Origin of the sequence: Apibacter sp. B3706 (genome assembly GCF_011082725.1) — a bacterium.
GTDB lineage: Bacteria > Bacteroidota > Bacteroidia > Flavobacteriales > Weeksellaceae > Apibacter.
The window spans coordinates 1562537-1578244 of record NZ_CP049715.1; the positions used below are offsets into that span (position 1 = coordinate 1562537).

General features: G+C 30.4%; 10 protein-coding genes. 3 read left to right on the forward strand and 7 right to left on the reverse strand.

The features are described from left to right. Window positions 1-58: 58 nt before the first annotated feature. Window positions 59-2440 carry a TonB-dependent receptor domain-containing protein gene (locus G8C41_RS06950; protein ID WP_166006896.1) on the reverse strand — a complete coding sequence of 794 codons (2382 nt, stop codon included), beginning with the start codon at window positions 2438-2440 and terminating at the stop codon, window positions 59-61. A 479-nt stretch (window positions 2441-2919) separates the two neighbouring features. Here G8C41_RS06950 and G8C41_RS06955 point away from each other — a divergent pair, with 479 nt between their 5' ends. Genes G8C41_RS06955 through dtd form a run of 3 tightly spaced genes read left to right on the forward strand, consistent with a single transcriptional unit; the run spans window position 2920 to window position 5111 of the window. After that, window positions 2920-3705, forward strand: a complete 786-nt coding sequence (locus tag G8C41_RS06955) for an exodeoxyribonuclease III (RefSeq protein WP_166006898.1) — start codon at window positions 2920-2922, stop codon at window positions 3703-3705. Between the two features lie 15 nt (window positions 3706-3720). Continuing rightward, the gene (locus tag G8C41_RS06960; protein ID WP_166006900.1) at window positions 3721-4641 is read left to right on the forward strand and encodes a flagellar motor protein MotB; all 921 of its coding nucleotides are present in this window, start codon (window positions 3721-3723) and stop codon (window positions 4639-4641) included. Window positions 4642-4658: 17 nt separating this feature from the next. Further along, a complete protein-coding gene (gene dtd, locus G8C41_RS06965; RefSeq protein ID WP_105297229.1) occupies window positions 4659-5111 on the forward strand; it encodes a D-aminoacyl-tRNA deacylase in 453 nt (150 codons plus the stop codon). A gap of 158 nt (window positions 5112-5269) precedes the next feature. Here dtd and G8C41_RS06970 read toward each other — a convergent pair whose 3' ends face one another. The 6 genes from G8C41_RS06970 to G8C41_RS06995 all read right to left on the reverse strand — a co-directional run bounded on the left by G8C41_RS06970 (window position 5270) and on the right by G8C41_RS06995 (window position 15479). Beyond that, window positions 5270-6520, reverse strand: a complete 1251-nt coding sequence (locus tag G8C41_RS06970) for an aminotransferase class I/II-fold pyridoxal phosphate-dependent enzyme (RefSeq protein WP_105297230.1) — start codon at window positions 6518-6520, stop codon at window positions 5270-5272. Between the two features lie 23 nt (window positions 6521-6543). Next, window positions 6544-7572, reverse strand: coding sequence for a PLP-dependent cysteine synthase family protein (locus tag G8C41_RS06975; RefSeq protein WP_166006902.1), 1029 nt, complete (start codon window positions 7570-7572; stop codon window positions 6544-6546). 147 nt (window positions 7573-7719) lie between these two features. After that, window positions 7720-8880 carry a GlmU family protein gene (locus G8C41_RS06980; protein WP_166006904.1) on the reverse strand — a complete coding sequence of 387 codons (1161 nt, stop codon included), beginning with the start codon at window positions 8878-8880 and terminating at the stop codon, window positions 7720-7722. 146 nt (window positions 8881-9026) lie between these two features. Then, entirely contained in the window at window positions 9027-9716 is a 690-nt protein-coding gene (locus tag G8C41_RS06985; RefSeq protein ID WP_160542623.1) for an SIR2 family NAD-dependent protein deacylase, read from the reverse strand. A 61-nt stretch (window positions 9717-9777) separates the two neighbouring features. Next, complete coding sequence (locus tag G8C41_RS06990) at window positions 9778-11841, reverse strand: protein-disulfide reductase DsbD family protein (RefSeq protein ID WP_166006906.1); 2064 nt, start codon at window positions 11839-11841, stop codon at window positions 9778-9780. Between the two features lie 275 nt (window positions 11842-12116). Next, on the reverse strand, window positions 12117-15479 hold the full coding sequence (locus tag G8C41_RS06995; protein WP_166006908.1) for a hypothetical protein: 3363 nt from the start codon (window positions 15477-15479) through the stop codon (window positions 12117-12119). Window positions 15480-15708 lie beyond the last annotated feature (229 nt).

Here is a 15708-nt window from a genome sequence, read left to right on the forward strand (position 1 = left end):
TAGAGTAACCTTTTTGTGTCTTGACTCATTTATGGACAACGATTGCAATCAGTATTTTTTATTTAATTCTATTCTGATCTTCTGTATTACTTCCCTCAATATTTTTTTCTTTTACTGTTGAACTTCCTAATTTATAGCTTAGTGATATTCGTATTGAAGGAGATTCATAATACCCCCTATATTTAGCACTTATGCCGTTATTGGTGCTTTTATTTCTAAATTGATCTGCATTAAATAGATTAGTAACCTGTAAGGATAATTGCATTTTTTTATCCAACAGTAGAGCTTTAAAAAACATATCCATTTGCGTTAATGAATAATTGGTACTTAAAGCTCCTTGACTGCGCGGGTAATAAGAAATTATCAAGTCTGCTGACAATGTCTTACTTTTATTAAGGATAAATGTATTATTAGCTTGTATTCTACCCATAAATCCTTCTTGAGATTTATCCGTGATCGGATAAATTTTAGATTTTAAATATAGATATCCCCCGACTAACATTAGATTACTTTGCAACCAATTCAATTTAGTATAGGTAAAAGATTGAATTATCCCTACTCCGTAATTATCAAAATAATTCTCCACTTTTGTTGCTTGTATATAACTATCTTTATCCAAATAGGTAACATCGTTAAAGTTATCTTTTTGAATCATAAATTGTAAAATGGTTTGTATAATGTCTTTATAATAATAAGATAATTCAATACTGTTATTAATGACAGGTTTTAAAAAAGGGTTTCCTTCAGAATATTGATAGGGATTAGAATAATTCCTGAAAGGATTAACGGAATTGTAATCCGGCCGGTCAATTCTTCTGGAATAGGTAAAAGAATAAGAATTATTCTCGTTTGCTTTATAAAGTATATATAAGGTTGGAAAAAATTTCAAATAATTATTTTTATTATGTTCATTAAGTGAAATGGAATTTCCACGAGTTTGCGTATTTTCCATTCTAATCCCTAGTTGAATATCCCATTTTTTCATTTCTTTATTGACTGAAACATAAATAGCTTGCGAATTTTCTTTATATATAAAGTCATCTTGATGCGTTTTTTCAATTACACTCTCACCTTTTATCAGGTAATTCCTTAAACTGCTTTTCGTTTTCGTAAAAGATATTTTAGCCCCGTATTGTAAGTTTATAAAAGAAAGGGGGTAATCAATATCAACCCGGCCGCTATAATTATCTATATCTAGCGATCCCTTATTTTCAACTGGGAAATAACGCGTAATTAGATCGTTGTGAGTCCCATAAGAACGGGTTAAATAATTGTATTTTTTCTCAGTATTGTAGTTAAAATAATCAAAATTCAATTTTATTTTTTTACCTGAACTATCAATGGTAAAATGTGAATACCAATTAAGTGAATTCAATCTTTTTGTAGAATTTTCATAGCTTATAGTCCTGAGTAATGAATCCAATTTATTTTCATATGTATGGAAATTTGTTATATCCTTATATCGAGAATGCGGTTCTGAATAATTGAGCAAATATTGTATTCCTGAATTCCATTTAGAAGTTAATTGATAATCTAACAAAAATTTTGAACTGAGTGTATTTTGATAATTTTTACCTGTTTCCTTTTCATCCCATAATTGCTCGGGATAATACACCTTACTTTTTTTTAAATTTTTGTAATTGCCGTTCGAGTAATTAGATGATAGGCCTAAGTTTATTTTATTTTTACTGTAAGTAAAGTTTGCCCCAAAATTACCTGATGCGTAATACCCTTGTTTATATGAAGACGTAAGGTTAGATGCCCAAAAATCTTTTTTGATTTTTTTTAAATTTATATTTATAAGACCTGAGTTACCTTCTGCATCATATTGTGAGGGAGGCGTAGTTATAACTTCAATATTCTTTACCTGGTCAGAAGGAATACTTTTTAAATAATTAAATAAATCATCACCATTCAAAGAAACGATCTTATCATCAATCAGCACTTTTACCGAACTTTTACCTGTAAGAAATAATTGATTATTTCGTACCTCTATTCCCGGCATAAGGTGTAAAATATCTAAAACATCTGTTCCGGCGGATCCTATTGAATTTTCAATATTATAAATCGTTCTGTCAACTTTCTTTTCAATTAACCTTTTTTTTCCGGTAACTAATATCTCCTGTAATTCGTTAGGCGTTCTTATGGATAGTATACCTAAATCAGTATTTTCTTTAAGTTCCAAGCTTTGAGCATATAAAACTTCCTCCGATTCTTTAATGATCAAATTATAATTTCCTAGAGACAAATGATCAAAACAAAATTTACCTTCTTCTTTGACTATAACTTTTCCTACTATCGAATCTCGATTTGCCAGAATTACTTCAGCTAAATGACCGGAATTAACTTTTTCAAATTTTATTTCTCCTTTAATATGAACTTTTTGAGAAAAACTTAGGAAGAACTGAAAGAATAAAACTAATAAAATATTAATCTTCATACAAGCACATTTATATCATTATCCTTAGTTTTACAAATACATTTCATAAATGATTACTAATTAAATTACTCTCATTGATAGAAATTTTTAAATTTAGATTTCCTGATCAGATACAACCTATAAAAACAGAGAACTTATAAAATTTAATACAGATAAATATAAAGAATTCATAGTAATTTTATTTTATATAAAATGCAAATTTATATTATAATACTATTTAAATAAAACTGAATTATATCATATTTTATTATTACTCAATGAGTACTTAGTCTTAAATACATCATTTTAAAATAAAATATCAAATTTTAAAATATTTTTCTCTCTCTACTTATTAGCCAATTGTAAACTTCTAACTTGTTATGTAGTTACTTTATACTATAAACTAGTGATTTAAATAACATTTCTTTTTTAATTTATTATTAACAAGTAAAACGCTTTTTTATAAAAATCTGAAATATAAAAAACAGTACTTTTGTAAAATGAAACTATTGAGTTACAACGTTAACGGAATAAGAGCCGCATTAAATAAAGGCTTACTTGATTGGTTGAAATCTGCCAATCCTGATATACTTTGCTTGCAAGAAATAAAAGCACACACTGATCAATTCGACTCAACAGTATTTGAAAGTTTGGGTTATCATTCCTACTGGTTTCCGGCAGAAAAAAAGGGATATAGCGGAGTAGCAATTTTATCTAAAGAAAAACCGGTTTCAGTGAAATATGGTTGTGATGAGCAAGAATACGATCAAGAAGGAAGAGTATTACAAGCAAATTTTGAAAACTTTTCAGTTTTAAGTGTTTATGTTCCCTCTGCAACCAATATTTCTCGTTTAGGTTTTAAAATGAAATTTTGCGAATATTTATTAAATTATATTAAAAAATTAGAAAAAGAGTTTAAAAACCTTATTATAAATGGCGATATAAATATTTGTCATAAAGCCATAGACATCAATGATCCGGTTCGAAATGCTAAAGTTTCCGGTTTTCTTCCTGAAGAAAGAGAATGGATGGATCGTTTCTTTGATCAATGTAATTTGGTAGATACTTTACGGGTTTTTAATCATGAACCCAATCAATATTCGTGGTGGACATACCGTGTAAAAACAGCCAGAAGCAATAATAAAGGATGGCGCATCGATTACACTTTGGTTACCAAGTCTTTGGTAAAACATTTGCAAAGAGCTTATATTTTAACTCAAGCAGTACACTCCGACCACGCTCCGGTAGGTATTGATTTCGACCTAAATAAAACACAAAATCTTTAATTAAATTATCTAATTATGAAAAAAGCAACTTGTATTATTTCTCTTGTAATTCTCGCCGCATCGTGTGTACCTCAATCAAGATACGATGAATTGGAAAAAAAATATTATGCTTCATTGCAAGGAGAAAGAAAAAGTCAAAAAGCAATTCAAGAAAAAGAAAACGAATTAAAATCTTTATCCGACCAATATTCTTCATTACAAGAACAACAAGACGCCCTGGCAAAAAAGAAAGCGCAACTTGATGCTGAATATTCAGATCTTCAAATAGAATATGCTACACGACTTAAAGATATGGAAGATCTTAAAGCCAAAAACGCACAAATAGTTGATCAAGTTCAAACTACGGAACAATCCAGAAAAAAAATATTAAATGAATTAGAGCAAACTCAAGGTCAGCTTCAAGAAAAAATTAAAAGAATTAATGAGTTGGAAAACTTAATTTCTCAACAAAAAGAATCAGTTTCCAAATTAAAAAACAAACTTCAAATCGCTTTAAAAAACTATTCAGGAAAAGGAATAACTGTTGAAGAAAAAGATGGAAATATTTACGTTTCCATGGAGAATAAACTTCTGTTTCCATCAGCAAGTTGGACGGTAGAAACGGAAGGTATAAAAGCCCTTCATGACCTTTCCGAAGTTTTATCTAAAGATAAAAATTTGAATATAATTATTCAAGGACATACGGATTCCGATAAATATGCCGGTAGCGGAATCATTAAAGACAATTGGGATTTATCTGTAATGCGTGCAACCGCCATAACTAAAATTCTTCAATCCGAAGGAGTTTCGCCTAAGCAAATGACCGCTTCCGGTAAAAGTGAATATGCCCCACTAGCCAGTAATTCCACAGCTACCGGAAAAGCAGCTAATAGAAGGGTTGACATTATTATAGCTCCTAATTTGAGTGAAATTACTAAAATTTTAAATGATTTATAATTTTAAGATTTAATTTTATGCGAGTGGTTATCCAAAGAGTTTTAGAATCTTCCGTGAAAGTTGATAATAAAATAGTTGGCCAAATTGATCATGGTTTGTTGATACTTTTAGGTATTGAGGAAGCAGACAACCGGGAAGATATAGATTGGTTGTCTAATAAAATTTGTAACCTTCGAATATTTAATGATGAAAATGAAATAATGAATAAATCAATTTTAGATATTGGAGGGGACATTTTATTAGTAAGCCAATTTACCCTTCATGCTTCAACAAAAAAAGGTAATAGACCTAGTTATATAAAAGCTGCAAAACAAGAATTTGCTAATACTATGTATGAAAAATTTAAAGATCAATTGTCCAACATATTATCAAAGCCTGTCCAATCCGGGATATTCGGTGCAGATATGAAAGTTTCTTTACTCAATGATGGTCCGGTAACCATTCTTATAGATTCTAAAAATAAAGAATAATAAAAATGGATAGTTATTCAAATTAAAAGAGTTTTTTTTAAACTTTCACCTTTTGATTAATAATTTGAATACTTAAAAATAAATTGAAAACTTATCGCATAAAAAAACCTGATTATTTAAAATAATCAGGTTATTATTTTTTTATTTAATCAGAAAGATTAAATATTTAAATTTAAATCTGTCATTTGTTGTTTATATACGCCTCCAACCAGTTTGTCTCTAACAGCTTCGAAAGCATCCAAGGTTTTATCAATTTCTTCATCTGTATGTGAAGCCGTTGGTATTAAACGTAAAAGTATCATTCCTTTAGGAATAACCGGATAGACTACAACACTGGTAAAAATTTTATAATTTTCACGAATATCTTTAATTAATAAAGTAGCCTCTATAGGATCTCCCTGCATATATACAGGAGTTACACAAGTGTTTGTTTTACCGATATCAAATCCCCTGGCTTTCAGCCCTTCTTGAAGTTTCTTTACGTTATGCCATAGTTTATCCTTAAGTTCGGGTTTGCTTCGTAGCAATTCCAATCTTTTTAACGCACCAATTACCATAGGCATCGGCAAAGATTTAGCGAAAATTTGAGATCTTAAATTGTATTTTAAATATCTGATTATTTCTTTATTAGAAGCTACAAATGCACCTATTCCGGCCATAGATTTTGCAAATGTTGAAAAATAAACATCTATACCGTCCTGGCAGCCCTGCTCTTCTCCTGCTCCTGCTCCTGTTTTACCAAGTGTACCGAATCCGTGAGCGTCATCAACTAATAATCTAAAATTGTATTTCTTTTTCAGTTCTACAATTTCTTTTAATTTACCTTGCTCTCCTCTCATTCCGAAAACTCCCTCGGTGATAACTAAAACACCACCTCCTGATTCTGCTGCATTTTTTTCCGCTCTTTTCAGATTTTTTTCCAAGCTTTCTATATCGTTGTGCTGATAGGTAAATCTTTTTCCAAAATGAAGTCTTACTCCATCAACTATACAAGCATGGCTATCTACATCGTAAACGATTACATCATTTTTGGAAACCAATGTATCTATAATCGATAACATTCCCTGGTATCCAAAATTTAATAAATAAGCTGATTCTTTGTTTGCAAAATTAGCCAATTGTTTTTCCAATTCTTCATGGTAATGAGTCTGACCCGACATGGCTCTCGCTCCCATTGGATAAGCCATACCATATTGAGCTGCTGCATCTGCATCTGCTTTTCGCACTTCAGGATGATTAGCCAATCCTAAATAATCATTAATGCTCCAGATGATCATGTCATTACCCTTAAATTTCATTCTTGGGCTGATTTCTCCTTCTAGAACAGGAAATATATATTCTCCTTCCCCATAGTCCGCATATTTAGCTAGTGGACCGGGATTATTTTTTATTCTTTCAAAAATATCCATTGTTACAATTTAACCAAAGTTAGTTATATTTTTTCTACAGTAGCGTGAGATTCTAACCCATTCAATTTGCTGTTAACAAAACCTTGAGATGACATCCATTCATCACTGAAAACTTTAGTCATATATCTGGAACCGTGATCCGGAAAAATTAAAACAGCCAATGAGTTATCACTAAAAGTATCTGCTATTGTACGTGCTGCTGTTAAGCTTGCTCCACTGGTATATCCTACCATCATTCCTTCTTTTAGAGCTAATTCTCTGGTAGCATAGGCACTGGGCTCATCTGATACTTTAACGTATTGATCGATAACAGAAAAATCTAAAGCACCCGGGATTAAATTTTTACCTAAGCCTTCAATTTGATAAGGTTTGATCTCGTTACGGTCTAATTCTCCTGTTTCAAAATATTTTTTTAATACTGAACCTACTGCATCCACTCCTATCACTTTAATATCAGGATTTTTTTCTTTGAGAAACTGTGCAGCTCCCGTAAGTGTTCCTCCGGTTCCTGTACATCCAATAAGATGGGTAATTTCCCCTTGCGTTTGCTCCCAAATTTCAGGTCCTGTACTTAAATAATGAGATTTTGTGTTTTCTTTATTAAAATATTGATTAATATATAAGGAATTAGGGGTATCTGCTGCTATTCTTTTGGCAACTTCATAATAGGATCTGGGATCATCTGCCGGAACATTAGCCGGACATAAATAAACTTTAGCTCCCATTGCTCTAAGAAAAGAGATTTTTTCAGGTTTTGTTTTATCGCTAACTGCTACTATACATTTATAGCCTTTTACGATACTTACCATAGCTATGGAAAAACCTGTATTTCCTGAAGTTGTTTCAACTATAGTTGCTCCTGGCTTTAATAAACCTTGTTTTTCAGCATTTTCAATAATATGAAGCGCAATTCTGTCTTTAGTTGAGTGTCCGGGATTATAGCATTCTAATTTTGCAAAAAAAGAACCTTTCATTCCTTCTGTTACTCTGTTTAAGCGAACTAACGGCGTATTGTTAATTAACTCAAGAACATTATTATAAGTTCCAGCCATCCTATCTTATTATTAATTTATATAATTAATTCAAGGGGCAAATTTATAATTTTTTTTTCTTACAAAAAATTTAACTGAATGAAATTTAACATATACAAATTGATTAAAAATTTATATTATACTTTATTAGAAAATCCGTATAAATTATTAGTAATTGTTATAGATATATTCTATAATTTTCTTATCCTGTTCTGATAATTCAATTCCCCTTCTTTTCATAGTCCTTTCTGCAACTTCAAATACCTGTTCCAATTTAAAGTTAGGACTCTCTGACTTACCACCCCATGAGAAAGATTTTATTATATTAGGTGGAAAACCGGAAGTAAATATATTGGCCGAAACTCCTACTACCGTGCCGGTATTAAATTGTGTGTTTATAGCTGATTTAGAATGATCCCCCATGATCATCCCTGCAAATTGTAATCCTGACTTAATAAACTTTTGTTTTGTATAATTCCAAAGCTTAACTTCTGCATAATTATTTTTCAAGTTAGAAGAATTGGTATCTGCTCCCAAATTACACCATTCACCTATTACCGAATTTCCTACAAAACCGTCATGACCTTTATTTGAATATCCTGAGATTATAATATTATTAACTTCTCCTCCTACTTTGGAATACGGTCCGATTGTTGTTCCGCCATAAACTTTGGCTCCCATATTTATTTTAGAACCCGTACCTAAGGCAAAGGAACCTCGAATCATCGCTCCTTCCATAATTTCAGAATTTTTTCCTAAATAAATAGGTCCTTCTTTGGTATTGAGTATTGCACATTCGGCTACGGCACCTTCTTCAACAAATAGTTGTGAAGGATCTCCTATGATTCTAACGGTATTTGATAAGGTACATGATTTTCTGCCTTGTGTAATTAATTGGAAATCATAAGTAATGGCATCCGAATTATAAGTAAACAAATCCCAAGGATATTGTATATGAAAGCTTTCAAATATTATATCCAATTTTTTTACAAAATTATTTAATTGGAAATTTTCAAGAGTAGTTTTTGCTGCTACCAACTCTTCCTGATAATAAAAAGCTTCTCCGAATTTTAAATTTTTTAATTGGTAAATAAAATCTTGATTTGGAAAATAGGCGGGATTTATAAATACGTTTTCTTCTTCAATTTGAAGAGTATATTTTTCTGAAAGATATTCTTGAGTTAGATAAGAGATTTTTTCCGTTTGAAAAATATGTTTCCATCTTTCTGCAAATGTTAATATTCCCATCCTTAATTCTGCCACCGGTCGCGTAAACGTTAAGGGTAAAAGATCGGAATACTCTTTACCATCAAAAAGAATAATATTCATAGTATATACTTTATTATTTTTTCAAATATAAAAAATTATATCATAGTTTTTATTCTTTTATTTCCGTTAAAAACTTTAATTATTTTATATATAAAATTGTTAAAATACTGACTCTCTATTTTTTAATAATGCCTTATTATTTATATTTATAAAGCGTTCGCATAATGCTCTTTAAAATATTCCAATCCTTCGGATGCTCCTTTTTGTATGAATATGATATCATTGCGTAATGAGGTTCGGAACGGTTTAGGATCTATGACAAATATTTTTGAAGTTACCGGAACAAAATCAAGTAAAGATGCAGCCGGATATACTTGAAGAGAGCTTCCAATGACTAAAAAAATATCGGCATTTTGAGTTATTTCAATAGCATTTTCCATTTCAGGAACCATTTCACCAAACCATACTATATGGGGACGTAATTGTCCACCATCTTCTGCTAAGTCTCCCATATGAACATCTTGTAGCGTATCATAAATAAGTGATTCATTAGTTTCGCTTCTTACTTTTGTCAGTTCTCCGTGTAAATGAAGTATATGTGTTGATTGAGCTCTTTCGTGAAAGTTGTCAACATTTTGAGTTATAATTGAAATATCAAAAATGGATTCCAATTCTTTCAGCAAATGATGCCCCCGATTCGGGTCATGTTTTTGCAACTCTGCTCTGCGCATATTATAAAAATTCTGCACTAATTCCGGGTTTTTATACCATCCTTCTATGGAGGCTACTTCTTGCACTTTATAATTTTCCCATAATCCACCTGAATCTCTGAATGTGCTTAAACCGCTTTCAGCACTCATTCCTGCTCCTGTTAATACAACTAATTTTTTTTTCATATTTTATGCACTCAATTAGTTAACTAATTATTTTTAAATTAAGTTCTCTCCTTTTAAAATCTTATTTTAACTCATCATAAGTAGTATATCCACATAGCAGAAAATTTTTAAATTCTTCTTTATCCATATAACCTGCAACCGGAAAATTCAAAATTCTATTATCCGGTGTTACTAATACGTAGAATGGTTGAGAATTGGAATTAAAGTTCTCCCTTTGAAAAGTAGACCATTTATTTCCTATTGTTTTAATTTTTCTTTTTCTTCCATCTTTTAAATGAAGGGTTTGTTGCTCATTATTAGGCAATTCTTCTGAATCATCAACATATAAAGATGAAATTATGAATTTATCGTGTAAGATATTCCAAATATCCGGTTCACTCCACACATATTCTTCCATTTTTCGGCAATTTTCACATCCATAACCAGTAAAGTCAATGAGAATGGGTTTATTTTCCTTTTTTGCCATTTCCCTTGCTTTTTCATAGTCATGAAAAAGGGTCAATCCTAAAACCCCATTTTTTTGGTTGTTTGGATATATGCTAATTTGCATAGGTGGAGTAAGTCCACTAAGCAATTTTAAATTAGGCTTTTCTGAAGGAAACAATCCGGGGATCATATAAATTCCAATCAGTCCAAAGAGACAAGCCCCAATTATTCTTCCTACATTGATTTTTACTTTTTTATTATCGTGAGGAAATTTAATTACACCTAATAAGTATAATACAATTGAAATACAAATAAGGATCCAAATCGCAATAAAAATTTCTCTTTTCAACAAGAAAGTTTTAGCTACTAAATCTGCTTTTGATAAAAATTTGAACGCTAAAGCTAATTCTAAAAAACCTAAAACAACTTTAACGGTATTCATCCATCCTCCTGATTTTGGCATCGTATGTAAAAATTGAGGAAACAATGCAAATATTCCAAACACTAGTGCCCAAGCTAATCCACATCCTCCAAATGCCACGGTCAATTGATTCGGGTTTTGAATTGCATTCGCCAGTATGCTTCCTAAAACAGGACCGGTGCATGAGAATGAAACGATTACCAGGGTTAAAGCCATGAAAAAAAGACCTATTATACCTCCCGATTCGGAAGCCTTGTCAGATTTATTAGCCATCCATCCGGGTAACGTTATATCGTAATATCCAAAAAAACTAAAAGCAAACAGTATAAAAATCACAAAAAAGATTAGATTCAACCATACATTGGTGGCAATCTGATTAAAAATATCCGGATTTATACCACTTATAAGATGAAAGGGCAGTGTAAATAGTACGAAAATTAAGACTATGAAAAAAGCGTAAATTAAGGCATCTTTCTTGCCTTCTTTTTTACTTTTAGCATGTTTGGTAAAATAGGATATGGTTAATGGAATCATAGGATATACACATGGGGTTAGCAAAGCTACTAATCCTCCTAAAAAACCAAATGTAAAAATCCATATATAACCTTCTTTTTTAATTATCCTATCTCCGCAATCTTTATTTATGGGTTCAGCTATATTAAAGCCGGGTATAATGATCTGATTTTTATTGCTTTCTGCAATTGTTTTTATTGGTTGAACGGAATCTTTTATTGGAGTTGAAAGAACGGAATCTATTTTTGGATTCGGTTGAGTCAATTGCTTAACCGTGTCTTTAAATAAGACCGTTGACTTATCTTGATTTATTGACTTAGGAATCAATTTGAAAGAAAAGGTTTCTTCATCCGGTGCTAAACATACTTTATCATTGCATATCTGATATTCAACATCTGCTTCAAATACAACCGGTTTAGAACCTAAAACCTCAACTCGTTGTCTATATTCAACTTTATTGGAATAATAAATCAAAGTTCCTTCAAATACATCGGAATATTCTTCAATTTTTTTACCAATTTCTTTAGTTGGACCAATTAATTTTATTGAGGAATTTTCGGGGTATGAAAATGAAGTTGGAATTGCATTTTCAACCTTTATATCTTTGGAATATACATGCCACCCCGATTCTAAAATTGCAGTGAATACGGCTTCATAGATATTATCTTTTTCATGTTTTATTTCCGATTTCCACTGGATAGGATTCTTAACTTGAGCATTGGCTACTAGGGCAAGAACAAAAAAAATCCAAATCAGTTTTTTCATGATAAGCTTTATGTTAGAATTATTTAGTTTATGAACCAAATGTAATAAATTTCACAAATATAATCGACCGATTTTATCTTAATTTTACTTTGGAAAATCCATCTTTTTTTTCCAAAAATGACAGTAAAATTTGAAATTTTTCTTATTTATTAAATGGTTATTATCTGATTTATAAACACTTCATGATTGAAACAATACATGATTGATTACCAAATTACAATCATTTATTCAAAATTTTTTTGGTATATCTTATCTTTAAGTGTTGAATTTAATGATTAAAACGAAGCTTTTATCTGAACACTTCCCGTATGTATGGTTTTTGAATCTTCACTTTTGCGACCATCATATATAATATTCAATGTAAAAACAGAGCTAAGTTCTCGTTGAAGGTATGCTTTCCATATCATATTTTTTCCACTTAGTAGCCCTTCCATCATCTGACTGGATACCAAGGAAAAATTATTTCCTTTTAATTCATTTTTTATATATGAAAAAGTGCCGGTAAGAGAGGTTCTTTTCTCATCATTCCAATGGCATTCAAATCCGGCTTGTTTCCATTCTAACCGTTCATTTCCTAATTTGTTTTTTTTATGTTGATACTTTAGTAAGGCTTTCAGGCTGATATTTTTTTGAATTTCATAGGTTAATGAAGGATGAAAAGCTGTGGTTTCAATGGTAAATCGTTTGGTAACAAAAAGTTGAGATCTACTTTTATCTGTGATAAAATTATTTTGAAGAGAAAAAATCCATAAATCCCAAGGTTTATAATTTACTAAAGTTTGAAAATTGACACTATTTCTTTTGTCTTTTCCGGTAAAAATAAATTGTGTAGAGTTATTTTCCATGAATTGAAACGCTCCCGTCCATTTGTGTACACTGATTCGATTAAATGATAGATTTGTAGTTATATTCTGTGTCTGAGACAAGAGATCTTTATTGGAAAAGGGATTAAGTTCAACGGTTTTATTTTTTTTCTTGTAAGATGAAATCGATTGAAAAGCAGATTGTAAGGTTATTCTTTTCCACCAGTCGGAATTAAGAAACCGAGAGGGATGTACATGTATGGTAAACAGTAATTTATTATTATTTGATTTTAAATAGTTTACATTGTCTGTATAAACTCGTATATATTGTGCTTGATCGCTGAATTCTGCCACTTCAAACTCATCAATTTCCTCTATTCCGTTCCCATTATAATCCGTCCATTTATATATGCCTTTTCCATCCGTCACTTTTACATATTTAAATTCTCTTTGAGCTTCCTGACCACTCGACAACTCATATTCAGAATTTAAGACTAACCCGCTTTTAAGTAACATTTTATTCCAATGAATAGATCCTAATAAGTAATTTTCATCTTTTTGATTTGTATATATAGCTTTACTGTAATGCACTTTACGATAATGGAAATCAATATTTAAATTATGATTTTGAGATTGTATCAATTGATTGTTTATGATCGTTCCATAGGAAGTGGTAAAATTTTTCAGTTTACCAATACGTACGGAATCATCTGTTCTGGCATAAATTTTTAATTCGGTAAAAAATTTTGCGCTATCTGTGAGTAAGGTTGCATATATTTCATTCCAGTTAAAACTGGATGAGGTATATTTTGAAAGTAAATTGTTTTCAACTTTATTGGTTTCTCCTTTTAAACCGATTCCTACTTTCACCTTTCCTATTTGTTGATTAACTTCCGAAATATGCTTTATAAAATTTGAGTGGATACTGTCTTGTTGTTTGGAATATAAATAACTAACATTTGTAGATATGGCTGTATTATTAGTAGCATATCCCAGGTGTATATCATTTTTGTATCCTTTATAAAAATTTTCTTCTTCTAAATAATTCAAGGTGTAATTTAACTTCCATTTTTCATATAGTATGTTTTGCCAACCCAGACTTAATTGGTTCTGATTTATGCCGTTGAATTCTTGTGAAATATTAAAATCCCTATCGAATTCAACTTGGTTAATTCTTTCTAAGATGTGAAAGTTTTTTTGAATAAAAATATGGGATAAATTAAAATTACTATTCCAATATTCTTTATCTATATTCTTATTTAAATATAATTTGCTTGCAAAACCTTTATTTTTGCCATTTCCAATAGACGAAAACGTATTTTCATCATGATCGCTTAGTGCCAAATTAACACCCAAATTACCTTTATTAAACCTATATTCTGCATGAGTTGAAACTATTTGTGTTTTTTGAGGTGGAATCAATTGAGTTACGGGTTCATATTCCCCTTGTAATATGCCGTCAATTGGAGGAATATACTCATATACACGACCATTTACAGGAAGTGATACAATTTTATAATTTCCTTTATTAGCCCCCATATAGGTAAATGAAAGTGTATATAATTCTTCTGAGCTATCGGTTGAATATTGATAAATTAATTCTTGACCCGTATTAATTTTTTTATATAAAATTTTGTTTGGATCATATTCGGTTAATACCGCATTCGGTGCATACATTCGGTCTATTTCGTTTCCTGCTTCACGTAAAACTTCTTTTTGTTTATCTGTCAGTTCCTGATTACTAGCTTTGGTATCATTTTCAGAAAATATATTGGCACTAAAAGTAAATCTTTCTGATTGATATTTTCCACCCGTATATAGTAAAAAACGTGTATAAGTGGTGGTATTATAAATATATTCTACTACTATACGACTATTGGACGAAATATAAGTTTTAGAGGTAAAAGTAAGTTCTCCCGTATTATAATTGATCGTATAATCTTGATCTTCGCCCCTTTTTAATAATGCACCGTTCATATAAACTTTTTCTGAGCCAGATAATACAATTATAAAAAGTTCTCCCTGTTTTCCTTTTAATTTATAAGGCCCTTGATTTCCTTCTATTCCGGTAAATTTCATTCGATTAAATTCTCCTCTGGAAAGTGAACCTAAAGCATATAAATCGGTAAATGAATTTGTACGTTTTATTCGTGTTCCAATTTGCATACCCGTAATCTTTCTCGAGAAATTGGCTAAGTAATCTTGGTCTTGAATCAAATCTAAATGTCCCGCTCTTAAGTAAGATTTTTTATTAGACAGCTCAATATAGATTTTATCAAATTCATCCAATCGTTGGGTATATCCGTCGGCTTGTATAGGTATATTATGATCCGATATAGCTGCTTTTATCATAACATCTTTACTTAAATGACCGGAGAGCTCTAAATCCAATGAAGACTGAACGGAAGCACTTTGATTGGTTCCAAAAGTGATTCCTCTAATTAAGGTCCCTGAACTTGTCAAATTTTGAAAAAATTCATTATTTTTCTTTACTTTTTCAGTTATTTCATATAGTTTTACAGGCTTATTAATTCTCACTATTAGTGACGTATCTTTAGAATAAATTATTTTTTCTTTTTTTTCAGGAAATAGGTAATAACAAATTTTTAATTCCTGACCAATCAATAAAGGATCAATTTTTATCGCATTTATTGGCGAATGGTATGAGTATAATTTAGGGTTTATTTCTTCATTATTTTTATTCTTTATGGAAATCGGCTCAGGTATAATCGTTAGAGAATCAAGTACTACTAAGGTGTCCTTTATTACAATTTTTTTACACTTGAAATTTGGATTTTTCCAATCAATATCCTGAGCCTGGATAAATAATCCCAAGCATATAGTAATTAGTATGAATATTGATCTACTTAGCAATTTTATAAATTAACGAATTTATACTTTTTTTTGATATACCCATTAATTGATAAAACTTTATTTTATTCAATAAATTTTACTCACTACAATTTAGTTTACTACTTTTTATAACATTATCTTAATCTTCAACTAAAAAAATCAAAATGACTTTTCAATAATTAAATTGTATTAAATAAATAACGATAAAAAA